This is a genomic window from Amphritea atlantica, assembly GCF_024347255.1.
Classification (GTDB): Bacteria; Pseudomonadota; Gammaproteobacteria; order Pseudomonadales; family Balneatricaceae; genus Amphritea; species Amphritea atlantica.
Window position 1 is genome coordinate 2,914,885 of record NZ_AP025284.1, and the last position, 26,027, is coordinate 2,940,911.

The following is a 26,027-nucleotide window of genomic DNA, read 5'->3' on the forward strand; positions in this document are numbered from 1 at the left end:
GGTGCTCATTATCTATTAGGTTAAGAAGATTGCTTCGGCTTAGCGCAACACAGCAGTTATCATGCGATGGCTCTATCCTGCTTGCCTCCCCCTGCTTGCCTAACCCTACTTGCTTAACCCTGTTTTAGCTTAGCAGTTGACGCTCGGGCTTGCTTTGGAGTGGTTTAAGAGTCAGATAAGCAGTTTTGCCAACCCCAGGAAGGAAAAAAAACCGATAGCATCGGTAAACGTGGTCAGCACGACACTGCCCGCCACAGCGGGATCAATAGACATCCGTTGCAGCAATAACGGAATAAAGATCCCCCCGATAACACCGGTAACCAGCACGATCATTAACGCCATGCCAAACACGACACCCAGCATCGGATCACCAAACCAATAGAGCGCGATAGCCGCCACCGCCAGCGCCCAGACCAGGCCATTAAGAAACACCACGGAGGCTTCATGGGCGATCAGTTGCGGGATATTACTCCGGCCAATCTGGTTAAGCGCCAGGCCACGGGTCACAATCGTCAGCGTCTGCGACCCCGCCACCCCGCCCATACTGGCCACCACCGGCATCAGTACTGCCAGTGCAATCAGTTGTTCAATTACCGCTTCAAATAAGCCGATCACCCAGGCCGCAACAAACGCAGTAATCAGATTGATCCCCAGCCAGTAACCCCGCTTGTAGGCGCTGGTTAATACCGGCGAAAACATATCCGCATTACTTTCCAGACCAGCCGAGCGCAATAACTTATCGTCGGCCTGTTCCTGAATCACATCGACCACATCATCAATGGTAATGCGACCCAATAAGCGATAGTTATGATCAACCACCGGTGCAGACAGCAGATCACAGTCGACAAATATGCGGGCAACCCGCTCCTGGCTGGCGTCGACCGGTATCGCCTGAAAGCTCTCATCCAGAATATCGGCCACCAGAGTATCGGGCGGCAGTGAGACAACTTCACTGAGCGGCAGTACCCCCAACAGCTTATTGGTCCGGTCCACCACCATCAGACTATCCAGCTGCTCGGGCATTTCACCCTCTTTATTGCGCAGCAAACGCAGATACCGCAGCACAGAAAGCACCGACACATCGGCTCTGACCGCGGTCGCATCGGTGTCCATCAGGCCACCCGCCGTGTTATCCGGATAGTGCTTAACACTGTTATAGCGACGTTTGCGCAGCTCATCCATCGCTGCAATCATCGCATTGATTACGGTACCGGGAAGATCTTCATCGATATCAGCCAGTTCATCCGGCTGCAACAGGAACAGACTTTCTAACAAAGCCTCTTGCGGGGTATTATCGATGAGAAACTGACGCACTTTGCCATGAATGCTTTTCAGCACCCCGGCGCGCTTCTGCACATCAAGACATGCCCATATAACTGAGCGATTTTCCGGGGTAGAAGCCTCAATAAGACGGGCTGTTTCGCTACTGCTGACTTCGGCCAGCAGGTTATTCAGCGTAACATCGTCTTGTCGCTCGATCGCTTCATGGATCTGATCGATGCGCAGATTAACCTGAGACATACCCTACTCCTGATTGATAAGCTCCCTGAACAATTCAGTACGGTCGCAGCGTGTTAAGGATACCCATAAACACTCAACTGAATACTCTACTCCGCAACCCGTTGAAAAGAACGCTATATTTCAATCATTGATATTTTAATCATCTTGCAGTCTCAGTCCAGAGCGGAAAATCATGCAAACTATCAGTTAACAGGCTGTATCGGATAACCCGCCAGACAGATCGCCCGTCCGTGGTCATGTACCTCCACCAGCGCTTTATGCAGGCTTTTCACCGCATTATCGTAATCGGTTTCCTCAATCACAAACTGCATATCCACCTGCCGCATCGACTGATGAATCGCCAGGACACTGATATTGCCTTCTGCGATAGCGGATACCGCTTTAGCCAGAATTCCAGGCACCTCCATATCACTGCCAATGGCCGAGGCGATCGCCACTTTTTTCTGATCCAGTTCAGCCTCAGGAAACCTCTCGGCCAATGCTGAACGAATCCGCTTAACCGTTTTCAGGTTGGTCGCCAGATAGTGGGTGATGGTGTTGGCATTAACATCCTTAGACACAATATGCGCGCGAAAACGCTTAATCAGCGCCAGAATTTCCCGATCATAATCTTCGAGACTGCCCGCCATATCCTGATCAAACAGCTCCAGTGCATAGACCCCCTTACAACCGGCGATTATCTCAACCCGCGGAGTATCGCTGACATAGTCTCCGGTAATCAGGGTGCCGGTGTGTTCCGGCTCAAAGGTATTTTTCACCCGCAACGGAACATTGTGCTGCCGCAAACCTTTCGCCGCTTTCGGATGGATCGCCTCCATCCCCAGATTGGCTAACTGATCTGCCACATCATAGTTGGTGCGTCCAATCGGCACCGCATTACCCTCACCCACCAGGCGTGGATCAGCACTGCTAAGGTGAAACTCTTTGTGAATAACCGCTTCCCGGGCCTGAGTCAGCACCGCCAGACGACTGAAAGTCATCTCACTGTAGCCGCGATCAAATGAGGACATGAGACCATCTTCACTGTGGGCATAACCGGTCACCACCGGCAACTGGCTATCCAGATCGATCGAGCGGAACGCTGATCGGATGCGGTCATCCAGTGACATATGCCGATCCGTATCCCAGCCAGTCAGGTCAACATAGCAGGCACTGACACCATCACGCTTAAGCAGCTCAACCATATTCCAGGCGCTGTGGGCTTCACCAATACTGGCGAGCATCTCGCGAACGGTGGCCAGGTGGGCATCCAGTGCAAAATGACCATGCATACACAGGCTGTGCAGATCGGTGAGGCATTTTTGGGCATCCTGCAACCGTTCATCAATAAAATTATTCGCTCTGATCAACAGCTCACCTTTACCGAACAGCTGCAGATTCAGATCGTACATCTCACATTTAAGCTGCTCCAGCGCCTGAAGCCAGCTTTTATCTTCCATACTGCTGGCAAACAGGCCGTAAACGCCCGGCTGACCGCTCTTCTTGTGCTCCAGCAGCTTATCCGTTATTCCGCCATAGGCTGAGACAACAAACACTCGCTGATAGAGTGTGTCAGGATTAGAGGGTTTAAAAATAATATTATCCCGGACCGACACATAATCAGACATCGATGTGCCGCCGATCTTTTCTATAGTGTGCATAACTCTCAAATTTTCAGTTTATAAGATGATTGCAACAGTCACTGCCGCTCAAAAGTTAAGCCGCTCAGAGCGGCTCACAGCTCACTCAGCAGGCGGAACTGCCGAAATATTTTCACGGCTGCAGATATATTCCGGACGGGGAGGCTGATCACAGAACGGCGCAACAACCTGGTTACTCATGGCGTTATAAACAAAGAACACATTGGAACGCGGTTCCGGCGTAATATTTCCGTTTGAACCGTGCATCACATTACAGTCAAAAACGATGACACTGCCAGGTTTACATTTGGCGCTCACAATCCCGCCGGATTGAGCCATCTGCTTTAGCTGATCATCAGAAGGCACGCCATATTCCTGCTTTTTCAAAGAGGACTGAAAGTGATTTTCCGGCGTTTCTCCGGCACAGGCCGCATATTGCTGATGGGAACCGGGGATCAGCATTAACGGGCCGTTATAGTCAAAGTTTTCCGTTAATGTAATCGACATACTCAGTGCCCGCATCCGGGGCATCCCATCCTCCACATGCCAGGTTTCAAAGTCTGAGTGCCAATAGAACTCTTTACCCCGAAATCCCGGCTTATAGTTAAGACGGGACTGATGGATATACACCTCATCATTGAGAATATACCGTGCCAGTTCTGCCAGGCGCGGATCGGCCGCCAGCTTCCTGAACAGAGGGCTGTTTTCATGTACCCGAAACACCGAGCGCACTTCGCCGCTTTCCGGCTCGGTAATGGTTTCACCCGACTGTTTCACCTCCGTATCATTGCGTAACCGTTCCAGCTCCTGTTGAAACATGTTGACTTCAACCGCTGAAAACATATCCTCCAGCACCATAAACCCCTGCTCTGCATAATCATTTATCTGCTGATCAGAGATGGGCGCAACCCGCCCCTTAGGCGCGTAGACCGTTGGATCCTGGCGCTGGGTAATACGATGAACACCCTGTCGTGATGGGTAAAGGTCTTCACACTCTGGTTCACCCGCCATAAACATTCCTCTCATATTCATAATCAAGCAGTCACTGTTTCCGCATTCAGCTCATACGCGCCTTCCGCGTTATGAACCTCTTTACCGTTCAGGGGCGGATTAAAAACACAGGCCATCTGCATCTCTTCAAAAGCCCGCAAGATATGCTTATCATTCTTATCAAGAATATAGAGAGTACCCGGTTTAATCGGATATTTCTTTCCTTCAGGTACCGTTTCAACCTCACCCTCACCGGATATACAGTAGACCGATTCAAGATGGTTCTGATAATGCATGCCAAAATCAGCATACTTATAGATGGTGGTGATGTGAAATGAGAATCCCATATTGTCATCTTTCAGCAGCATCCGGGTGCTTTCCCAGTTACCATCGGGAGATACAATTCGACGATTACTCTGCTCGGCTGTTGCTAAATCACGTACAATCATTTTGTTTCCTTAATATTCAGTTTTTAGTTGCTTCTGCATCTGACGCGGGCTTCAGGGTGATGACCATATCCTCACTGCCGGAGACGGTAACCACCTCATCAGCCGGAATCAGCATGCTTTGCGCCGACTTCAGCCGATATGGCCGGGATCGGGACATCACCCGAATCAATCCCGACCCTCTGAGGCAGTGAAGCCTGTAGAGACACCGCTGTGGCCTCTCGGGGAGCAATACCCGCTCCCCTCTCCAGATATGAATCAGATCCTGCTCGGCCATGTTTAGCTGGCCATAGAAACCTGATCAAAATACTTTTTCTGCTCGGGGAAGCTATCCTCTTTGGCACATACCTCACGGATTGCACTCTCCAGAATATCAACACCAGCGGCCAGGTTTTCCATGCTGATAACCAGCGGACAGAACAGCTTGATGACCTGGTCATCGGCACCGCTGGTTTCGATGATCAGGCCTTTCTGGAACGCCTGAGTGGTAATCTTGTCAGCCAGCTCTCCGCTGACACAGTTGATACCCTGGAACATGCCCCGGCCCCGGGTTGAAAAATTACCATCACCATACTGTTCAACAAACTGCTCCAGTCGCTCTTTGATGTAGCGCCCCTTACTCTGGATATCGGCGGCAAAAGCATCGTCAGACCAGTAATGGTCAATCGCAGCCTTCGCAGTAACAAACGCGAAGTTATTACCCCGGAAAGTACCGTTGTGTTCACCCGGCTTCCACTGATCCAGCTCTGGACTAAAGAGTACAACGGCGAAAGGCAGACCGTAGCCACCCAGAGATTTAGACAGGGTGACGATATCCGGTTTTATGCCCGCTTCTTCAAAGCTGAAGTAGGTGCCAGTTCGGCCACAACCGGCCTGAATATCATCAACAATCAGCAACACTTCATGCTTACGGCACACTTTTTCCAGCTGTCGCAGCCACTCCACAGAAGCAACATTGATGCCCCCTTCCCCCTGAACCGTTTCCACAATGACAGCGGCGGGCTTATCGATACCACTGCTGGAATCTGTCAGCACTTTATCCAGATACACGGTGGTGTCGATATCATCGCCCAGATAACCATCAAACGGCATCCGGCTGACGCCACTCAGGCTAACACCGGCAGCACCACGGTGGTGAGAGTTACCGGTCGCCGCCAGGGCTCCCATCGTGACGCCGTGGAAACCATTGGTGAAACTGATCACATTTTCACGACCGGTGACATTTCGCGCCAGTTTCAGCGCAGCCTCCACCGCATTGGTTCCGGTAGGCCCGGTAAACTGCATCACATAATCCAGATCTCTGGGCTTAAGAATTTTTTCATTAAACGCCTCGAGAAACTCACCTTTAGCTTTGGTATGCAGATCCAGGCCATGGGTGATCCCATCTGCGTGGATATATTCCAGCAGTTTCTCTTTGAATACAGGGTTGTTATGACCATAGTTCAGGGTGCCGGCACCGGCGAGAAAATCAAGATAGCGCTTACCATCTTCATCATAGAGGAATTCCCCCTGCGCTTTGTTAAAAACACGGGGAAACGAACGTGCATAGGACTGAACTTCTGATTCAATCTGTTCAAAAATTTTCATAACAATACTCATATTTATTAAGAATTAAGGGACAATTTATATAGAACTACGAAATATTAACGATGGAGTGGACCGATACGGACCAGGAACTCTGAATCGTGCTGATCATTAAAGTGCTCTGCACGATCAAACATCAGCGCTCGTTCAAGGGGGGCACTACACTGCTTAGCCAGACGTGTAAACAACGCCCATGAGGGGGCGTTATCCTCTGTGATTGTTGTCTCAACATGTGACACCGAACGGTTTCCACCTGATGCCAGAAGCTGCAACAACATCTGCGTTGCAAGCCCACAACCACGGGCCTTTGAGGACACTGCGACCTGCCAGACAAACAGCGTGTCCGGGGTCTGCGGCTTATGATAACCACTGATAAAACCAACCACCTGACCCTCATATTCAGCCAGTATTGAGGTCTCAGAAAAATGGCTGCACTGCAACAGGTTACAGTAACAGGAGTTGCTATCGAGTTCGGGAATGTTATTGATAAGGTAATTCACTGCAAAACCATCGGCAGCGGTAGGGGTGCGTAAAATTACGCTTGAGATATCCATCGTTCCTCTAATATTTAGAATTACATTTATTTAGCTTTACTAATTACTTTTATATTATAAAACATACTAAGCCCCGTTAAACAACCTATACAAACGGTTATTAGGCGGTAATAGCCAAAATATATACTTAGAAATACAAATCATCCCCTCTGCATAGCCAGCTATTTCTAGAAAACACAGATAAAACTCCGTAGAATAGCCAACCAAAATAATTTCAGGACAGCCCATGGAAAACAGCCAGAAAGCGCTGGTATTACTGCGCCAGATCATCCGCTCAACCGATATGCAGGATAAGGATATCAGCCGCAGCACCGGGTTAACGCCACCTCAACTAATGGTGATGCAGACCCTGCGGGAAAATACTCAGTTAACCACGGGTGAGCTGGCAAAGGAGATGGTTCTGACTCAGGCAACGGTCACCAGTATTCTGGACCGACTTGAAAGAAAGGAGCTGATAGCCCGGGAACGGGGTATAGAGGACAAACGGAAAGTCTGGGTCAGCCTGACGGAAAAAGGGGTTGAGCTGATGAAAGGCGCCCCGACAACCCAGCAGGATATCTTTGTCCGGAACTTTGAGGATATGCAGAACTGGGAACAGTCGATGATCGTCTCCAGCCTGGAGCGGATCGCCTTTATGCTCAACGCTCAGCATCTGGACGCAGCACCACTATTGGATATCGGCGAACTGGACCGCTCCCAGCAGGAGTATTCAAAAAACTGATCTCCGCACAAAGCCCGCAACAACCGATGCGGGCCAGCAACGATCAGTGAATCACAGGCCCCGCACTGCCATCCTCCGGCGGCAGCGGATGACCACTACTGTCACTGCCAAGCACTCCCTGCTCTACCGCCAGCTCCAGCAATTGAGAAACCACCATCTGAGTCAGATGAGCGCTGACAATCATGCCCGCGGGCGGGTCTCCCTCAAACATCTCCTCATCCACCATGCCATCGCCGCGCAAGCCTAATAGCAACGGATTTTCCTCGACCAGCGGGGCAATATCGTCAGGGGCAAACAGGGAGTGTTCGGAAGCAACCTGCAGCGCCAGGGAGTAAGCATTCTGCGGTTCATCATTAAGCCGCTGAGCATAGGCAGATTCGGCACCGTTCATCACCCGGGTCAGCAGACTCTCCCCCGGCAATAGCAGATTCTCACGCGCAATCTCTGAAACACTGTAATCCACTTTAGCTGCCAGCGGCTCTGGCAACTTCAGTTCCTCAGCATCGATCATCAGCCGCCCCTCTCCGTCCACTGACAACCAGCCATGCTCCAGAGCAACATCAACCAGCCCTTCCATCATCGCCGCGACGATATTGGCACAGATAATCATGCCGACACTGGGATTATCACGCTCACTTTCACTGGCGATAAGATTACCCCGGCGCGCAGCCAGCAAAGTCGGATCTTCAGCGACTATCGGCGCCAGCTCATCAGCGCTGAGATAAAGGCGCTCATTGCAGATTTTCTCTGCAGAGGTATAAGGATAGCGGCCATCATCCTGCTCCATCAGCTGCAGATAATCGGCTCTGACCTGTTCTATCAGTCGGGTTAATAACTGACTCATATTTGTCTCCGCTCTGCAGCCAACTACAGATTCAACTATATTATTAACTTTAGCCGGTCTTCGACAAAACAGGCCAGTGAAAAAACTCTATTAATGTTTATACAATCACAGCCGAAGCAGTATTAAGAGGCAGGAATCCTCAATAACGGGCCGGATTTCATACCTCTGCGGATCAACACAACGAGAGGATGAATCATGTTTAGTCAGGCACCCTGGAGCACGTTTACTGGCGAAGAGGATGAAGAGGGCAGCATCTATATACTATCCGACAATTAAAGCGACGGCTCAAAGCCCGGATTAATGATAGGTTAGCCCGATCGGGCTAATCAGGTTGCGCTGCTGGTCAAAACAGTTACGCAGCTCAGACAGCGGCTGCAACGCATAATCAACCGGGTCAACCGGAAGGTCATACCAGTCCAGGGTTGAAACCCGGGTCATAAGGTCGTATTCGCCAATCAGAGCATCCAGATAGATCATCACCGCTTCAATACGGGGCTCCATATCCAGTGACTCCGGCAGATCGTGCATGTAGATATCCAGGTGGTAGCGCCCCGATTCGACCCGATAACCAAACCAGAATTCATCTAACTGAAACTGCTCATCACCAAAATTCACCGTGGCAGGTACCGGATCATAGCGATTATTAAACGCGACGAAACGCACACCGCCAATATCCGGCGCTGCCCCCACAAGCGTTAATACCGAAGTAATCGATTCGGGATAACCATCACAGCCGAAAATCATCTCAACATTGCCCTCACCCTCTTCACGTTCGAAGTGAAAGGTCAGATTGGCGTCGATACTTCTCAGGCTTTTGCTGTATTCCAGCAATAATGATTCGTTTTCAAACTGATTTTCAGACTCACTGGTCAGCAGCCGGTCAATAGTCTGCTCTACCTGCTGCCAGAAATTCTGGATTTTATCGCTCGACTCAATCATGTACGGGGAACAACCACTCCTGTCTGCCCCTGATATTTACCATCACGGTCTCTGTATGAGGTTTCGCACACCTCATCAGCCCCCAGAAACAGCATCTGAGCAACCCCCTCATTGGCGTAAATCTTCGCCGGCAGCGGCGTCGTATTGGAAAATTCCAGTGTTACGTGCCCCTCCCACTCAGGTTCAAGCGGTGTCACGTTAACGATAATACCGCAGCGTGCATAGGTACTCTTGCCCAGACAGATCGTCAGTACATCGCGGGGAATGCGAAAATACTCAACTGTGCGCGCCAGCGCAAATGAGTTAGGCGGAATGATACAAACATCAGATTTCACATCAACAAAACTACCATCATCGAAGTTCTTCGGATCGACAATAGATGAGTTGATGTTAGTGAAAATTTTAAATTCGTCGGCACAACGAACATCGTAACCATAGCTGGATGTACCATAGGAGATTAGTCGATCGTCACCCCGACGACGTACCTGACCCGGTTCAAACGGTTCGATCATGCGCTGTTCAATTGAAGTGCGGCGAATCCAGCTGTCTGATTTGATACCCATCTTTTCAGTTCCAGTTCTCTGTTATTTTGTGCGGCCGCACATAATATCGTTTTTGCTAAAAAAAAACCGCATTTTCAGAAAAAAAATGCGGTCGGTGACTGATACGGGCTTGGTGCCAGATCAGTCCTGACTGATGGAAATATTCGGCATCGACGGCTGCACACCACTCCTGTTTTGCAGTGTTTCAACTACCTGACGGGCTGTAGAACGATAGATCATCGATTCCGGGCCCTGAGGATCGGCAACGAGGGTAGGTTTTCCTCCATCAACGGCCTCACGGATAGACATTTTAAGTGGCAGCTGGCCCAGCAACGGCGCGTCATAAGCACGGGACAGATCTAAACCACCGCCACTGCCGAAGATCGCCTCGGCATGACCGCATTCACTGCAGATATGTACACTCATATTTTCGACAATTCCCAGAACCGGAATATCGACCTTACGAAACATCTCAATCCCCTTGCGGGCATCCAGCAGGGCGATATCCTGCGGTGTTGTCACAATCACAGCACCACTGACCGGCACCTTCTGCGAAATAGTCAGCTGGATATCCCCGGTGCCCGGCGGCATATCGACAAACAGAAAATCCAGATCGCCCCACTCGGTCTGCGTCAGCAACTGCTGCAAAGCACCACTGGCCATCGGTCCACGCCATACCATCGGTTGCGCATCATCAATCAGAAAGGCGATAGACATCACCTCCAGACCATGTGCCCTGACCGGCTTCATCGCGTTTTCACTCGCCGGCTCCGGCCGGGTTGTCGGCGCAACCCCCAGCATCGTGCCCATACTCGGGCCATAGATATCCGCATCAAGAATACCCACACGGTAGCCTTCAGCAGCCATCGCCAATGCCAGATTCACCGTCGTTGTCGATTTACCCACGCCCCCTTTACCGGAAGCGACAGCAACAATATTCTTTATATTTTGCATCAAATAACACCTTAGCCTGTGGCTTTGCTATGCATATAGACACTAATAACCAACTATATTAGTCAGATATTATGCATGAAGCGGCGGAAAAGTTCCACGAGCAGAAACCCGATGCACAGCATGGTGCCACAATTTCAGCTCTGTTGCTTACTCTTTATAAGCTTCAATCTTAAAGGCATCCATCGTATATCCGGAGGTTCCCATCTGATGAATGGTGGTTTCGACACTGAGCTTGCCTACAACCCAGATAGCATCGTAAAGGTTCTCTACATTAACGCCCGGCTCAAAGGTCACATGAATAATCTGATTCGAAGGCGGCGGCGGAACATGAATACAAGCACCAAAATAGGGTACCAGAAAGAACTCTGTGACACTCTGCCCCTCCTCCACCAGCGGCACAACAAACCCGGGGATACGGATCATCCTGCCATCCATCTCCTTAACAACCGGGGCAGAACTCAGGGCTTCCATCATCGCTTTGAGTTTTATTTCAGCCATAGGGTCATAATCATCCAATGATGAGAACTGACTGGTATCAAAGACAGCCATCGGCGAGTAATCTTCTGGCATCAACAGGTCCCAGTCGATCGTCTCAACCGCCTCTCCCTGAACCGTTTCACCCCGCACCGGGGCGATACAGACAGCGATCAGAATACTCACCAAAACAACCACTCTAGCTAACATTTCTCATCTCACTCAGTTACAAACGCACCGTCATACCATCTGCCAGACTGTATCGATAGGCAGTATAGCCGGGTATCAAACCACACAGGAGGCCGGTAACAAAGACTAACAACAACAGTTTTAACTCATAAAGTCCGGGTAAGCTCAGCTCTAAATAGAGCCCCAGATGGCTCTCAATGAGCGGAATGCAGATCGCCAGACCACCATAGAGAAACAGCATCGCCAACACAATACCTGCAAGCGTCAGACCGCCGGTCTCCAGTACTAATAATAAGCAGACCTGCCAGGGTCTGACGCCAACCGACCGCAAAATTGCCATCTCCCGACGACGCTCAGTCAAACTGGTCATCAATACCGTCAGCATACCGAACAGTCCCGTCGCCACAACAAACCCTGAGATGACTAACAGGGTGCTTTCAACCACCCCCAACATCCCCCAGAGTTCCTGCAGCGCTACGCCGGGCAGAATCGCCTGTAACGCTTCCTTACGATAGTTATTAACCGACCGTTGCAGCTGGAAAGTCGACAGCTTTGACTTCAGCCCCACCAGCATCGCAGTAATCTGTTTTGGCTCCAGCTTTCGTTCTGACAGAGGAGTTGTCCCCCCTGACCCCGGTATATAGGTACCCGACTGCCAATCAATATGGATCGCTTCTATCGCCGCAAGACTCACATGCAGTGTACGATCCAGCGGCGTCCCGGTTGGTTTCAGGATGCCCACAACAGTAAAAGGCTGATCCTTGTGTTTGCTAAAGCTGGTACTGCCAATACCATGACTGATGATAACTTTCTGACCTAGCTGATACCCCAGTGTTTGCGCGACTTCGGCCCCCAATACCACATCATGCAGCGCAACAAACGGATGCCCGTCACGAAAAACCAGAGGATGTTTACGTCCATAGCGGTAGTACTTAAAGTAGTCCCCGGTGGTCCCCAGCACCCGGTAGCCCCGATGTGAGTCGCCCAGCGATATGGGAATCGTCCATTCCACAGAAGGCTGAGAGGCGATCTCCTGATAACTTTTCCAACTGATATTATTGGTGGCATTACCTATGCGAAATACCGAATAGAGCAACAACTGCACCGACCCGGAACGAGCGCCGATAATCAGATCTGTACCCGAGATAGTCGAACTGAAGCTCTGCTTCGCTTCCGTTCGTATTTTTTCGACACCGAGCAATAGTGCAACGCTGACAGCGATAGAGATCATCGTCATGATAGCGGTCACGCGCCGGTTATAAAGGCTTCGCAGAGCCAGCATCAAAACAACTTTCACACCAACTCCTTTGCATGATTAAGATCACGCAATGAAATAACCTGGCTGAAGTGTGTTTCCAGTGAGCTGTCGTGACTAACAAACACCAGAGTACTTTCAGACAGATCACATTCACGAATCAACAGTTCAAGAAACGCGTTGCGGCTATCACTGTCCAGAGCAGAGGTTGGCTCATCTGCGATCACCAGTTCAGGACTGCCAATCAATGCTCTGGCGGCAGCAACCCGCTGTTGCTGACCAATACTGAGCCGTGTCACCCCTCGACGGTGCAACGAATCACGGGGGATTCCCAGATGCTCAAGCAGCTGTGTCGCAGCGTTCTCAAGTGATCCATAGCGCTCCGTGGCCCGTGTATTACGCGCCATCGAAAAACGACAGGGCAGCATCACATTTTCCAGCACCGAAAGGTAAGGCAGCAGGTTAAACTGCTGAAATATGAGTCCAATATGATCAGCTCTGAAATTATCCCGCCAGGCACTCCCCTGGCTATGCAAAGCTTGTCCCAATACGCAGATACGCCCCTGCAAAGGGGTATGTATGCCAGCAATCAGGTTGAGCAGGGTACTTTTACCACTTCCTGAAGGACCTTTGACAAACACCCGCTCGGCAGCGGCAACGTTCAGCGCTGGAATATCCAGAACAGGCTGGCCCTCAGGCCAGCCAAAGACCACCTTATCCAGCTCAATAACAGCGTTCTTCATATCATCCATCGGTTAAAAGTTTAACCATTTGTTTTCATCATCCAGCTGCTGATAGCTCTGTCCGGCCGGACCAATTAACTGCACCTGAAGCTGGTGCATCTGTGGGTAATACTCAAACAGCTCAACAGAAAAACCCTTCAGCAATGCTGGAGACCCACAGTGAAACCGGTATGACAACATAAAGTCGCTGTGAGTATGCCCGTCATGCTGGTGACTCGCCTCATGATCGTGATCTGCCTCATGGTCGTGATCCGCCTCATGATCGTGATCTGCCTCATGATCGTGATCTGCCTCATGGTCGCGATCCGCTTCATGGCCGTGATCTGCTTCATGGTCGCGATCTGCTTCATGGTCGTGATCCGCCTCATGATCGTGATCCGCTTCATGATCATCATGACTGTCCACCATAGTCGTTTCAACGTCCGCCAGCTCTGTATGACAGGCAGAACCTTCTGGAAAGCCAAACAACTGCTCGGTCTTTTTCAACTGTGCAAGGGCTGAGGCCAGTGCCTGCTGTTGTTGTTCATCCGCAGGCGCATGCTCAAACCCTACAATATTAGCTGCTGGAGTTTTAATCTCAATCTGCAACTCACTGTCTTCTAAAACCACTGTCATGCTTGCTTTACCGTGCTCATGACTTTCATACTGACGCTCAATCCCCTCAGCGACTACAACCGGCGCAGCCAGTAATAGCAATACCCCACCCAACAGTTTCATCCGCCAAACCCTCAATATTTACGAAAACATAAATGTTACAGTATAACATAATATAAATACAGTAAACGTGGTTCTCAGACGCAAAAATGTCACGTAAAGCTCGCGCATGAGGCGAAGCATTTCTATACACATGAAAAAATAAATCCCGACGCCCAGGCAGCAGCAAGCAGCTTAAAGAGATACAACAGAGGAGAAACCGGGCCAGAAAGGACCCGGTTGATAAAACAGCTTTTAGCCTGAAACCAGCATTTGTTCGGCAAGCAGTTTTGCCGCCGGATAGTTGGTTTTACCACTGCCCAACAATGGGATCTCAGCAACCCGGAACACCTTCGCTGGCAACATCAGTGGCGGCACCCCCTGACTCGCGAGATGACTTCTGAAGCTTTGCGGATCGATATCCGCATCCACCAGCAACACAACCTGCTCACCTTTGCGTTCATCCGGCAGATTAATGGCCACCAGGGCGGACTCATCATCCGCAAGATGTTTTCTGACCTCCTGTTCGACCGCCCCCAGGCTGACCATCTCTCCGCCTAACTTGGCAAATCGGGAGTAGCGATCGACGATTGTCAGGAAACCATCATCATCCAGATGGCCCTTATCGCCGCTTTTATACCAGCGCAGGCCATCCATTTCGACAATCACCTCGGCGGTTTTCTCCGGATTATTCAGATAACCTTTCATAATCTGGGTGCCTCCGATCAGAATCAGACCATCTTCCCCGGTTGGCAGTTCTTCCAGAGTTACCGGATCGACGATACGGAAAGTCGACCCCGGCAGTGCCAGCCCTACGGTACCAGGACGGGTACCCACCTGCACAAACCAACCGTCAACAGACAGATGGTCGGGCAGATTCACACTGGCAACCGGCGTCGTTTCAGTCGAACCATACCCCTCAATAACCGGCACTCTGAAACGAGCTTCGAACGCCTGCTGCACCGCAGGATCGAGTCGCTCGGCGCCGGCAACCGCAACACGGATCGATTGAAACATCAAAGGGTGAAGTTTTTTACTGCGGGTATAGAGGCGCAGAAAAGTGGAGGTGGCACAGATCATCGTTGCCCGGTACTTAGCCACCCCTTTGCCTATGTTCACAGCATCAGTCGGATCCGGATGACACACCACAGGCAAACCCTCTATCAAAGGCATAAAGGTGGTCACTGTCAGGCCGAAGGCGTGAAACAGCGGAAGCGTCGCCATAATGCAATCATCTTCACGGACATTCAAAACATCGGCGATCTGGCGCAGGTTTGCCAGAATATTCCGGTGGCTGAGCATCACCCCTTTAGGTGCGCCTTCACTACCGGAGGAGAATAAAATAGCGGCGGTATCATCCATCCTGGTACCCGCCCCCAGCCACCCCTGCAGCAGAGTAGCGGGCACCACACTCAACAGAAACATTGTCACCAGGGCTTCCGCTTTACCTATGCCCGCCTTCAGGTCCTCCATGTAAATCACCTGGCGCCCCTCAAACAGCGCCTCGGTGCTGACTCCCCGGGCCTTCAGTTTAGAGACAAATTTATGGGCGGTGAGAATAGTTTCCACCTCGCCCTGCTCCAGCGCGGCCAACTGAGCAGGCTCACTGGCGGTAAAATTGATATTCACCAGTGTCCGACCGGCAAACAGCCCCGCCAGGTTAGCGATCGCACCGGCACTGGAGGTTGGCAGCAACACACCCAAACGCTGCCCAGGCGTCTGTTTCAAACGCTGACTGAAAAGCACCACGGCGGTCAGCAGGCGTCGATAACTCAGCGGCTCCCCCTGCACATCGCTGATCGCCATATCGGACATGGCACTTTTTGCTGTACGAATAAAGCTCTGCGGCAGCGGCTGAAAGGTCTGAGTGTAACGCTCCCAGGTATGTATCGACAGCTCAGAAACTTTCTTCTTCACCTCTGAAGCGCTGCTGTTCACCGGCATCGGCTGGCCATAGGCGACTATCACATCACGCTTCAGACCGCCCCGGCGAATCACCTTCATCTTATCGGTGGAGCGGGAGAAACGGCTGCCCCATAATCCACGCAGATAGAAAGGCACAATCACCCCTTCAGCCTCTTCACAGGCCCGTTCAAACCCCTTTTTAAACTCACCGATCTGACCGGTGTGACTGATTGCTCCTTCGGGGAACAGACAGACTACATGTCCGGCGCTGATCAGCTCACCAACTGCCTGCAATGCATCCCGGCTATGACCACTGGAGATCGGAATTACCCGATACATCGACAAAAACCATTTCAGATACCAGCGCTCGTAGATTGAGCGTTCCATGACAAAGTGGATATGACGCGGGCAAGCCATCTGAATCATCGCCCAGTCCAGCCAACTGATATGGTTACCAAGCAACAGCACACCCTGGCCCGAACGCGGCAGATTCTCAAAGCCCAGCACCTGAAGATTGTATTTACGCTTTATCAGACCAGCCACCAGCACCCGCACCAGTGCCTGAGGCAACAACCGGATAGCAAACAACGCCCCCACAACCCCCAACAGTGCAAGCAACCAGAGCAGCCAGAGACCATCAATCCCAGCCCAGGCAAACAGTACCGTCAGTGACAGAAACCCCAGCATTGCGATGTTCTGAATAAAGTTGCTGCCCGCCAGCACCTTACCGGTCTCACCCCGACCAGCGTTAAACTGAATCAGTGCCTGCAGCGGTACATTCAGCAGCGCACCACTCAGGCCGATAAGAAAAAACACCACTCCCTGATAGAACACCGAGGAAGCCTGCGGCAGTAACACCAGCCCGGCAGCCACACCCGCCGCCCCCAGTGGAATCAGGCCAATATTGATATAGTGTGGCGACCAGCGGCCGGCCAGCACCGAACCGACCATAATACCAACACCCGCCAGCGCCATGGTCCCCTGGATAATAAAGGTGTTGTGGATACCATGGTGGCTTTCAGCCACCGCAGGAAATACCGCCAGCATCACCTGACTTACCGACCAGAACAGCGCCACCCCGATGATTGAAAGCCAGATGGTTCGGTTATGGTAGATCATCGATAAATTGCGACTCAGCGTCTTACCGCTGCGGTAGGCCTGCCAGTCGTAGTGAACCTGATGGTCAGTATCGCGGGTTTGCGGCAACCGGTATGCCAGTATCAGCTCAAACACCGAGCCTATCACCAGCAACCAGCCTAATGGGGCGATCATCTCCAGGCTCTGCTCGGGTGATAGCTGAAACGCCCCGTTTACACGGATCTCAAACAGCAACGAAAATACCGCGATACCTGACAGAATCGCGACCATGGTCACCGCCTGAACCCAGCCATTACCTTCGGTAATATTCTCTTCCCCCACCAGCTCACGGATAAAGCCATATTTAGCCGGTGAGTAGAAGGCACTTTGCAGCGCAAGAATAAAGGTCAGCGCGAAGGCTGCGATAAACCAACCCTGAAAATAGCACAGGGTTATCAGCAGCGTTGCACCAACCGCAGCCCAGGCGGAATATTTCATCACCCGATTTTTCGGGTATTTATCTGCCAGGAACCCCGCAGGGGTAAATAACATAATGAACGGCAGCAGGATCAGCCCATTGACCACGGCCGTCAGAACGATCTGCAGATCACCGTCATACGCTTTGAACAGCGTGTTCTGAATAATGATCTTATGACCCAGATCGACAAAGGCATTGATAAAGGCGATGGCAATAAACGCCAGAAAGCCATTGATACGAAGAAGTGCTGACATCCTACTCTCCCTGATAGAACGAATAAGCAACGGTAAATGCCGGTGACACGACCATTAGTGCTGAAAAGATAGCGCTGAGCATAATACAACCTCCCGATAAAATGATCGCTAAAGTATCTTTTTATCGTTAACGCAACACCAACTGCGCGCAAAGAGTATTAATTAATAATACCCAGGGTGGATATTTGCAGATCTGAGAGATTCAAACCTGTTACTAACCTACTTCCTTGTCAGATATACCCCACACTCCAGATGATGGGTATAGGGAAACTGATCAAATAGCGCAAAACGGTGCAGGTCATGGGTCAGGGTCAGCTGCTTCAGATTCTGCTGCAGTGTTTCCGGGTTGCAGGAGATATAGACAATATTATCGTACTCAGCGACCTGCTTAACGGTTTCATCATCCAGACCACTACGTGGTGGGTCCACCAGAACAGTACTGAAATTATAATCAGCCAGATTAACACCACTCTGCTTCAGACGACGAAACTCGCGCACCCCCTGCAATGCCTGGGAAAACTCCTCGCTGGACATCCGCAGGATTTTCACATTATCAACCTGGTTAGCGGCAATATTATATTGCGCCGCATCCACAGAGACTTTAGCGATCTCAGTGGCAATCACCTTATCGAAGTTTTCTGCCAGCGCCATGGTAAAGTTGCCGTTACCACAGTACAGCTCCACCAGATCGCCACCGGCGTCACGGGTAACATCCACAGCCCATTCCAGCATCTTAACGCACACCCCGCCATTGGGCTGAGTAAAACTGTTTTCGACCTGCTTGTAGATCAGTTCCCGGCCATCAACCCGCATTTTCTCCAGCGCATAATCCTGATCGAGAACGATCTTGGTTTTGCGGCTACGACCGATAAAATGGATACCGAAATGCTGTTTGAGTTTACGGGCTTCCTCAATCCAGGCGTCATCAAGGGGCTTATGATATAGCAGACTGACGATCAGTTCGCCGGACAGGGTGCTGAGAAAATCGACCTGAAACAGGCGGCGACGCAGCAGTTCATTGGGGCGTAAATAGTCCAGCAGCTTAAACATCACCTGCTGAATCGGTTCAGATACCATGGGGCAGGATTCAAGCCGGCTGTGCTGATGCTTGTCCCCCGGCTTAAACATCACATAGTAAAGATCATCACCTTCGTGCCACACCCGAAACTCGGCGCGCTGGCGATAGGCGGTTGTGGCCGACTCAAACAGCTCAATGCCGGGTAGATTGAAGTCAGCAAACTGCTGTTCGATGTCAGTTTTTTTTTCGCTCAGCTGAGCATCATACTGGGACGGATCAACAACAGGCAGCGCCATCTAAACCTCGGAATATAGAATCAAAACAGGCCGCGCATTCTATCAGCCTGCCCCGATCACTCCAAGCTTTCACTGCTTATAGGAACCGGTTCAGAAACCATTCCCGGTTCCGGAATAGAGCTGTGCAGCAAAATCTTCAGACATCTGCTGCCAACGGGGAAGCTTATTCTGCAGCCCAAGACGGGTCACATACTTCTCACTGATCTGGCTACTGATACGACAATCATTCACATTAACCACATCAGGCAGAATAGAGTCTGCCAGATGCACGGCGGTTAACGGGGTAAACTTTTCACTGGAGGTAGCGTTTGGATTAGAGTGATAAAGCACCGCCTCAACCACTTCCGGCGACAGGTTCCACAGTCCCAGCATATAGGCACCTACCTCCATATGAGTGACCCCCAGGCGAAGTTTTTCGATGGCATAGAGAGGATGATTCAACAGCGCAGCTTCCTGAAGCACCTCACTGTAATGCTCCGCTTCACGGGTAGCGATCACCAGCATACCGATATCCTGAAGCAGGGCAGCCAGAAACGCCTTATCGGCAATATCGGCACTCACCCGCTGTTCGCGACAGATCGCCCGGGCAAACCGGCCAACCACCATGCAGCGGTCAAAGAGGTTTTCGAACGAAAATCCAGACCAGTTTCTATCCTGCGGATAGTGTTCAAATATGCGCGACACCAGAAACAGATCCCGAATCTGCCTGACCCCCAGAATCACCACCGCATCTTTGATTTTAAACACCTTACTACTGAGGGCAAAAAAAGCAGAATTCACCAGCTGCAGGATTTTCGCACTCATCGCCGGGTCCCGCTCGATGATAGCGGCGATATCCGCTGCACCAGTGGTATCAGACGCCAGCGCATCATTCAGGGCAACATACACGCCCGGCAGGGATGGCAGCCTTTCAATCGCACCGACGTACTCCCTGACCACCGGCTTATTACTCGACTGAATCAGACGCAGACTCTGTCCTACCTCATGAAACAGCTCGGTAACCCCAGAAGTGAACAGCAGCGAACGGTGACAAAGCTCTGACGCTTTGGCCACCTGATAATTCTGCAGGCCGTCATTCAGCATGATCCGGATAACCCCCGGATATTTGGCGACCACTTTGCGCAACCAGTTATAACTAAACTCAAAATCGTCCTGACTCAGCTGAACAACAATCACCTGATAATCCTGGCGACCAAGCATCTCCATCGCCTGTTCAGGAACCTTAGCCAGACTGATACTAACCCGGCCCTTCAGCTCTGCCGGCACATTGTTCAGATCAGCCAGCGGCTTACCGAGCCAGAGCACCGCAACTTTATCTTCCTTAAGAATATATTCGAACATGACCCTCCATCTCCTCAATAGAGTGGCTACCCCACTCGTCTCCTTAACGTGCCATCTCCGGATCAGTGACCGGATGGAAACAGATCTGTGCAGTACTGCAACCTTTACTCAATTTAACCCATCACTGCAGCTACCTGCGATGCTCTATGCGGCCCTAAAATCGTCTGAATAAGCTGATAAACATACCTTAGTATTTTCCGTATCAGACGCTCAAGGCACTGTCAGTAAAGGTTACAGTATAGCTGTTAAATTACACCGTTAAGGCAACAACAATTATGCGATAAACCGTTACAGACTACTTTGTTCCTGAAACGTAACAAATGTTCCTTAACAGGTTGTAGCGTTATTTAAAAAAGCTGTCTACCGATTGTTACCCAGTATAGTTAACTTAAACCTGCGTGTTTGAATCATCACCGGATAAAAAAGATCGCCCTTCCTGGCTGTAATTTCAGTCAGTTAAGAGTAAAATTGCGCGCTTATCTCTGCAACCTAGACCTGCTCCGAATCATGACTGATAAACAACGTAAGATTCTTGTCACCAGCGCTCTGCCCTATGCCAACGGCCCGATCCATCTGGGTCATCTGGTAGAGTATATCCAGACTGACATCTGGACCCGCTTCCAGAACCAGCGCGGTAACCACTGCACCTATGTGTGTGCGGACGATGCCCATGGCACGCCTATTATGCTGAAGGCAGACCAGATGGGGGTTACGCCCGAGGCTCTGATCAGCCAGGTGAGCCAGGAGCACCAGCGTGATTTCGCAGGCTTTATGGTGGGGTTTGATAACTACTACTCCACCCATTCTGAAGAGAACAAGCATTTTGCTTCGCTGATCTATACCCGTCTGCGTGATGGCGGCCATATCGCTAAGAAGACTATTACCCAGGCGTACGATCCGGAAAAAGAGATGTTCCTGCCCGATCGTTTCGTTAAGGGCGATTGCCCTAAATGTGGTGCCCAGGATCAGTACGGTGATTCCTGTGAGGTCTGCGGTGCAACCTACAGCCCCGTCGAGCTGAAAAACGCCTATTCCGCTGTATCAGGTGCCAAACCCATTGAAAAAGAGTCTGAACACTACTTCTTCAAACTGGCTGATTTTGAAAACACCCTGCGCAACTGGGTCGACAGCTGTGTGCAGGAGCAGATGATTCATAAACTCAATGAGTGGTTTGAATCGGGTCTGCAGAACTGGGATATCTCCCGTGACGCGCCCTACTGGGGATTTGAAATCCCCGATGCACCAGGCAAATATTTCTACGTCTGGCTGGACGCCCCTATCGGTTATATGGCCAGCTTTAAAAACTGGTGCGAAAAAAATTCTGTCGATTTTGATGAATACTGGAATGAAGCCTCCGATACCGAGCTGTATCACTTTATCGGTAAGGATATCGCCTACTTCCACACCCTGTTCTGGCCCGCCATGCTGGAAGGCGCCGGTTTCCGCAAACCGACCAAAGTGTTCTGCCATGGATTCCTGACCGTTAACGGTCAGAAGATGTCCAAATCCCGTGGCACCTTTATTATGGCGGAAACCTACCTGAAGCATCTGCGTCCGGAATACCTGCGCTACTACTTCGCCGCCAAGCTGGGTTCCGGTATCGATGATATCGACCTGAGCCTGGATGATTTCCGCATGCGGGTAAACGCCGACCTGGTCAACAAAGTCGTTAATATCGCCTCCCGCTGCGCTGGCTTTATCCATAAGAAGTTTGCAGGCCAACTGGCTGACACACTGGCAGAGCCTGCCCTGTATGACGAAGCAGTCGCGTCTGGTGAGTTGATTGCAAACGCCTATGAAGCCCGTGAATACGGTAAAGCGATGCGCGAGATCATGCACCTTGCCGATAAAGCCAACCAGTATATTGATACTGCTGAACCCTGGGTTCTGGCGAAACAGGAAGGCAAAGAGCAGCAGGTACAGGATTGCTGCACCATGGGGATCAATCTGTTCCGGGTGATCGTTTCCTACCTGGCCCCTGTACTGCCTCAGGTTGCGGCAGACACCGCAGCCTTCCTGAATATTGACGGTTTTGCCTGGGGTGCAATCAAAACCCCACTGCTGAACCATCAGATCAATAAGTTTAAACCGCTGATGCAGCGTATTGAAGAAGACAGCATCAACGCGATGATCGAAGACAGTAAAGCAACACTGGCGGCAATTGCAGCAGCAACACCGGCAGCCCCAACTGCGGAGAAAACAGAACTGGAGAAAAATCCGGTCGCGGATGAGATTACCTTTGATGACTTCGCCAAAGTTGATCTGCGGGTTGCCCGCATCGCTAAAGCAGAGCATGTCAAAGGCGCCGATAAACTGCTTCAGCTGACACTGGATCTCGGCGGAGAGACCCGCAATGTCTTTGCCGGTATCAAGTCTGCTTACAATCCAGAAGATCTGGAAGGTAAACTGACCGTGATGGTGGCCAACCTGGCCCCGCGGAAGATGAAGTTTGGCATGTCAGAGGGGATGGTGCTGGCCGCCGGCCCCGGCGGTAAAGATCTGTGGATTCTTGAACCCCACGAAGGGGCTCAGCCTGGCATGCGGATTATGTAAGAGCGTCCCTGGTATCGAATTACTGCGTTGCAGATTAATTTCTGATTGCTCATGTACAACAGTACACTCCGCATCATAAATTAATCTGCGCCTTGTACTCCAACACCAATGACTACTCTTAACGTTATCTTTAATGGTTTATCTTAGTTATCTTGAAAGGCACTTTGTGAGTGCCTTTTTTATTGGAGTCTGAAATGGCGCAGGAAATTGAACGCAAGTTTCTCGTAAATATGGATAAAGTCGACCTGCCAGCTCAGGGACTGACCATCTGTCAGGGCTATATCAAGACCGCTGATAAAACCACGGTGCGGATTCGCATTATGGGTGATAAAGCGTTTCTCACCCTTAAAGGCGAAACTAAAGGGATCTCCCGCAGTGAATTTGAATATGAGATTCCGGTAAGCGATGCCCGGCAGATGCTGAATGAGTTATGCACCGGCCCGGTAGTGGATAAGACCCGTTATCTCATCACCCATAAAAGTCACCTCTGGGAACTGGATATCTTTGCCGGAGACAATGAAGGGCTGGTCGTCGCAGAGGTTGAACTGGACAGTGAAGATGAACAACCTGAACTGCCCGACTGGGTGACCGAAGAGGTCACCGGTGATAAACGCTACTACAACTCCAACCTGCTTTCTAACCCTTTCAAAAACTGGTAAACCGATGACCTCACTGCACCCGTTTGAACACCTCACACCCAGCTTTATTCAGGACGCTATTGAAAGCCTGGGATATCTTTGTGATGGGCGGGTATTTGGTCTGAACAGTTATGAGAATCGCGTTTATCAGGTCGGCATTGAGGAAAGTGAACCACTGATCGCTAAGTTTTATCGCCCTGCCCGCTGGAGCCGGGAGCAGATTCTGGAGGAACACCAGTTCTGCTTCGAACTGTTAGCACAGGAACTGCCCGTGGTCGCCCCTCTGATTCGAGACGGTGAAAGCCTGTTTACCTATGGCGACTTTATGTTTGCCCTGTTTCCCCGCAAGGGCGGTCACGCGCCCGAACTGGACAACATGGATAACCTGTTTACCCTGGGCCGGATGCTCGGCCGGATTCACACTATCGGTGCCAGCCGTCCGTTTGTCCACCGTCCAGAGATCGATATCGCCAGCTACGGTCATGAAAGCGTGCAACTGATCAGCGAACAGTTTATTCCGGCGGAACTGAAAACCTCTTACGACACGCTGACAGCGGACCTGCTAAAGCTGATGGAGGAAAACTGGCAGATCTGTGAACCGATCAACCGCATCCGCGTGCATGGCGACTGCCATATCGGCAATATGCTCTGGCGGGATGACGCTCCACATTTTGTTGATTTTGATGATGCCAGAATGGCACCCGCCATTCAGGATATCTGGATGCTACTGTCGGGCGAACGAGAGAGTCAGCAAGCACAACTATTGGAAATCATTGAGGGGTATAGCGAGTTTTGTGATTTCAACCCCGCTCAGCTAAGACTAACGGAAACCCTGCGAACCCTGCGCATCATGAACTATGCCGCCTGGATCGCCCGCCGCTGGGAAGACCCGGCCTTCCCCCATAACTTCCCCTGGTTCAACACAGTACGCTACTGGAGCGAACATATCCTGGAACTCAGGGAGCAACTGTTCGCCCTGCAGGAAGCACCGTTGCAGCTGTATAATTAGGAACTATTAATTCTTGTTTAGTGCTCCTTGTTCAGAATCGTTCAACTATGCGCGAAGTATTCTTACTCCTGTGGTAATGTTTTGCCATTTGCCCCTCAGAATCAACAATGATCAATAAACAACATTCAACAGTACAACCGATACGGCCACATATGCCATGAAAGACACCGCCGAAACGCCACTCTCTGCTAATAATGTTGAATACTCTGTCTCGGGCGGATTATTTGCCCGGCTACATAACCTCAATATCGCCATCGCCTTCACCTCATATCAGTCCGGTTTGCTCTATCTTATTGGCCGCAACCTGGAGAATGGCATTAACGTTCACCAAACAGTTCTGCCTAAGCCGATGGGTTTATGCATGGACAAAAAAGGTAGCCTGACCATGACTGGAGGCTATCAAATCATGCGTTTCGAAAACATTCTGGAGCCCGACCAGCTAGTCAACCATACCTTTGATACCTGTTTTGTACCCAGGCGGGTTCATGTCACTGGACATTTAGATGCCCACGACGTGGGTATTAATAACGCTGACCAACCGGTTTTCATCAACACCCGCTTCAACTGCATCGCCACCGTATCAGAACGACATAGTTTTACAGAGTTATGGCGCCCACCCTTTATTTCCGCCCTGATAGATGAAGACCGCTGCCACCTCAATGGCATGGCGATGCAGGACGGCGAGCCCCGTTATGTAACCGCAGTAAGCCGATCCAACACCATTGACGGTTGGCGTGACCGCCGTAGCGATGGTGGCGTAGTGGTAGACGTTCAAACCAATAAAATTGTTTGTGAAGGTTTGTCTATGCCACACTCCCCGAGAATACACGATGGTAAGCTTTGGCTGCTTAACTCGGGCACCGGTGAACTGGGTATTGTAAACATGCAAGCAGATGGTACAGGACAATTTGAACCCAAAGTCTTTTGCCCCGGTTTTACCCGAGGCCTCGCCTTTTATGGCAACTATGCCTTTGTTGGTTTATCTAAGCCCCGCTATGAGCGTTTTGAAGGACTTACTCTGGATGAAAAGCTAAAACAAGCCGATTCAGACCCCTGGTGTGGCGTACAAATTATCGACCTGACAACTCTCAGCTGTGTGGACTGGTTCAGAATAGATGGCAATATCGCTGAACTGTTTGACTTAGAAGTTATTCCTGAAAGCACATGTCCAATGGCAGTTCCGCCGGAATCACCGGAAGCCGCTAATCTGGTGACCTTTGCGCCATCAGTACTTAGCTAAGGATAGACAGCTAAGCACAGATAACGACAGTTAATAGCGGCGGCATAACTATCGATCTGATTATGGCATTTTATAACGTTAATATATTTAAAATTAAAACTTAGCCAAGCTATTTAACAACTTTCAAGATTGAGTTAGATTGGTAAACAA

General features: G+C 50.7%; 23 protein-coding genes. 5 read left to right on the forward strand and 18 right to left on the reverse strand.

Features of this window, described 5'->3' with window-relative positions:
- Positions 1-171: 171 nt before the first annotated feature.
- From mgtE to ectA, 7 genes are all read right to left on the reverse strand, one after another.
- Positions 172-1,521, reverse strand: coding sequence for a magnesium transporter (gene mgtE / locus OCU43_RS13500; protein ID WP_091356112.1), 1,350 nt, complete (start codon positions 1,519-1,521; stop codon positions 172-174).
- 182 nt (positions 1,522-1,703) lie between these two features.
- Complete coding sequence (locus OCU43_RS13505) at positions 1,704-3,161, reverse strand: aspartate kinase (RefSeq protein ID WP_091356114.1); 1,458 nt, start codon at positions 3,159-3,161, stop codon at positions 1,704-1,706.
- 81 nt (positions 3,162-3,242) lie between these two features.
- Complete coding sequence (gene thpD, locus OCU43_RS13510) at positions 3,243-4,151, reverse strand: ectoine hydroxylase (RefSeq protein WP_091356116.1); 909 nt, start codon at positions 4,149-4,151, stop codon at positions 3,243-3,245.
- A gap of 23 nt (positions 4,152-4,174) precedes the next feature.
- Entirely contained in the window at positions 4,175-4,579 is a 405-nt protein-coding gene (locus tag OCU43_RS13515; RefSeq protein ID WP_091356119.1) for an ectoine synthase, read from the reverse strand.
- 16 nt (positions 4,580-4,595) lie between these two features.
- On the reverse strand, positions 4,596-4,736 hold the full coding sequence (locus OCU43_RS13520) for a hypothetical protein (protein WP_175483465.1): 141 nt from the start codon (positions 4,734-4,736) through the stop codon (positions 4,596-4,598).
- A gap of 119 nt (positions 4,737-4,855) precedes the next feature.
- Complete coding sequence (gene ectB, locus OCU43_RS13525; RefSeq protein ID WP_091356122.1) at positions 4,856-6,163, reverse strand: diaminobutyrate--2-oxoglutarate transaminase; 1,308 nt, start codon at positions 6,161-6,163, stop codon at positions 4,856-4,858.
- A gap of 56 nt (positions 6,164-6,219) precedes the next feature.
- On the reverse strand, positions 6,220-6,714 hold the full coding sequence (ectA, locus tag OCU43_RS13530) for a diaminobutyrate acetyltransferase (RefSeq protein ID WP_091356125.1): 495 nt from the start codon (positions 6,712-6,714) through the stop codon (positions 6,220-6,222).
- A 226-nt stretch (positions 6,715-6,940) separates the two neighbouring features.
- On the opposite strand from ectA, the gene OCU43_RS13535 reads away from it, so the two are divergent.
- Entirely contained in the window at positions 6,941-7,435 is a 495-nt protein-coding gene (locus OCU43_RS13535; protein WP_091356128.1) for a MarR family winged helix-turn-helix transcriptional regulator, read from the forward strand.
- 43 nt (positions 7,436-7,478) lie between these two features.
- Here the strand turns inward: OCU43_RS13535 and OCU43_RS13540 are convergent, their stop codons facing one another.
- From OCU43_RS13540 to OCU43_RS13590, 11 genes are all read right to left on the reverse strand, one after another.
- On the reverse strand, positions 7,479-8,279 hold the full coding sequence (locus OCU43_RS13540) for a hypothetical protein (protein ID WP_091356131.1): 801 nt from the start codon (positions 8,277-8,279) through the stop codon (positions 7,479-7,481).
- 297 nt (positions 8,280-8,576) lie between these two features.
- Positions 8,577-9,218 carry a hypothetical protein gene (locus tag OCU43_RS13545; protein WP_091356137.1) on the reverse strand — a complete coding sequence of 214 codons (642 nt, stop codon included), beginning with the start codon at positions 9,216-9,218 and terminating at the stop codon, positions 8,577-8,579.
- Positions 9,215-9,781 (reverse strand): dCTP deaminase, encoded by a 567-nt coding sequence (gene dcd, locus OCU43_RS13550; protein WP_091356140.1) that lies wholly within the window; start codon positions 9,779-9,781, stop codon positions 9,215-9,217. The genes OCU43_RS13545 and dcd overlap by 4 nt, the downstream gene beginning before the upstream one ends.
- A 120-nt stretch (positions 9,782-9,901) precedes the next feature.
- A complete protein-coding gene (gene apbC, locus OCU43_RS13555) occupies positions 9,902-10,714 on the reverse strand; it encodes an iron-sulfur cluster carrier protein ApbC (protein WP_091356141.1) in 813 nt (270 codons plus the stop codon).
- 147 nt (positions 10,715-10,861) lie between these two features.
- Positions 10,862-11,374, reverse strand: a complete 513-nt coding sequence (locus OCU43_RS13560) for a DUF3299 domain-containing protein (protein WP_245756526.1) — start codon at positions 11,372-11,374, stop codon at positions 10,862-10,864.
- A gap of 40 nt (positions 11,375-11,414) precedes the next feature.
- Positions 11,415-12,674: an ABC transporter permease gene (locus OCU43_RS13565; RefSeq protein ID WP_091356146.1), complete on the reverse strand. Its 1,260-nt coding sequence runs from the start codon at positions 12,672-12,674 to the stop codon at positions 11,415-11,417.
- Positions 12,671-13,375, reverse strand: coding sequence for an ABC transporter ATP-binding protein (locus OCU43_RS13570; protein WP_091356269.1), 705 nt, complete (start codon positions 13,373-13,375; stop codon positions 12,671-12,673). Before OCU43_RS13570 ends, OCU43_RS13565 begins: the two co-directional genes overlap by 4 nt.
- 12 nt (positions 13,376-13,387) lie before the next feature.
- On the reverse strand, positions 13,388-14,092 hold the full coding sequence (locus tag OCU43_RS13575) for a DUF2796 domain-containing protein (RefSeq protein WP_091356148.1): 705 nt from the start codon (positions 14,090-14,092) through the stop codon (positions 13,388-13,390).
- A gap of 231 nt (positions 14,093-14,323) precedes the next feature.
- Positions 14,324-17,782, reverse strand: a complete 3,459-nt coding sequence (locus OCU43_RS13580) for an acyl-[ACP]--phospholipid O-acyltransferase (RefSeq protein ID WP_091356150.1) — start codon at positions 17,780-17,782, stop codon at positions 14,324-14,326.
- A gap of 219 nt (positions 17,783-18,001) precedes the next feature.
- Positions 18,002-19,096, reverse strand: coding sequence for a tRNA (uridine(54)-C5)-methyltransferase TrmA (trmA, locus tag OCU43_RS13585; RefSeq protein ID WP_091356152.1), 1,095 nt, complete (start codon positions 19,094-19,096; stop codon positions 18,002-18,004).
- 90 nt (positions 19,097-19,186) lie between these two features.
- On the reverse strand, positions 19,187-20,437 hold the full coding sequence (locus tag OCU43_RS13590) for an HDOD domain-containing protein (RefSeq protein ID WP_091356155.1): 1,251 nt from the start codon (positions 20,435-20,437) through the stop codon (positions 19,187-19,189).
- A gap of 507 nt (positions 20,438-20,944) precedes the next feature.
- Here OCU43_RS13590 and metG point away from each other — a divergent pair.
- The 4 genes from metG to OCU43_RS13610 all read left to right on the forward strand — a co-directional run bounded on the left by metG (position 20,945) and on the right by OCU43_RS13610 (position 25,877).
- A complete protein-coding gene (gene metG, locus OCU43_RS13595; protein ID WP_091356156.1) occupies positions 20,945-22,990 on the forward strand; it encodes a methionine--tRNA ligase in 2,046 nt (681 codons plus the stop codon).
- 194 nt (positions 22,991-23,184) lie between these two features.
- Positions 23,185-23,649, forward strand: coding sequence for a CYTH domain-containing protein (locus OCU43_RS13600; protein ID WP_091356158.1), 465 nt, complete (start codon positions 23,185-23,187; stop codon positions 23,647-23,649).
- Positions 23,650-23,653: 4 nt separating this feature from the next.
- Entirely contained in the window at positions 23,654-24,637 is a 984-nt protein-coding gene (locus tag OCU43_RS13605; RefSeq protein WP_091356161.1) for an SrkA family protein kinase, read from the forward strand.
- 157 nt (positions 24,638-24,794) lie between these two features.
- Complete coding sequence (locus tag OCU43_RS13610) at positions 24,795-25,877, forward strand: TIGR03032 family protein (RefSeq protein ID WP_091356163.1); 1,083 nt, start codon at positions 24,795-24,797, stop codon at positions 25,875-25,877.
- Positions 25,878-26,027 lie beyond the last annotated feature (150 nt).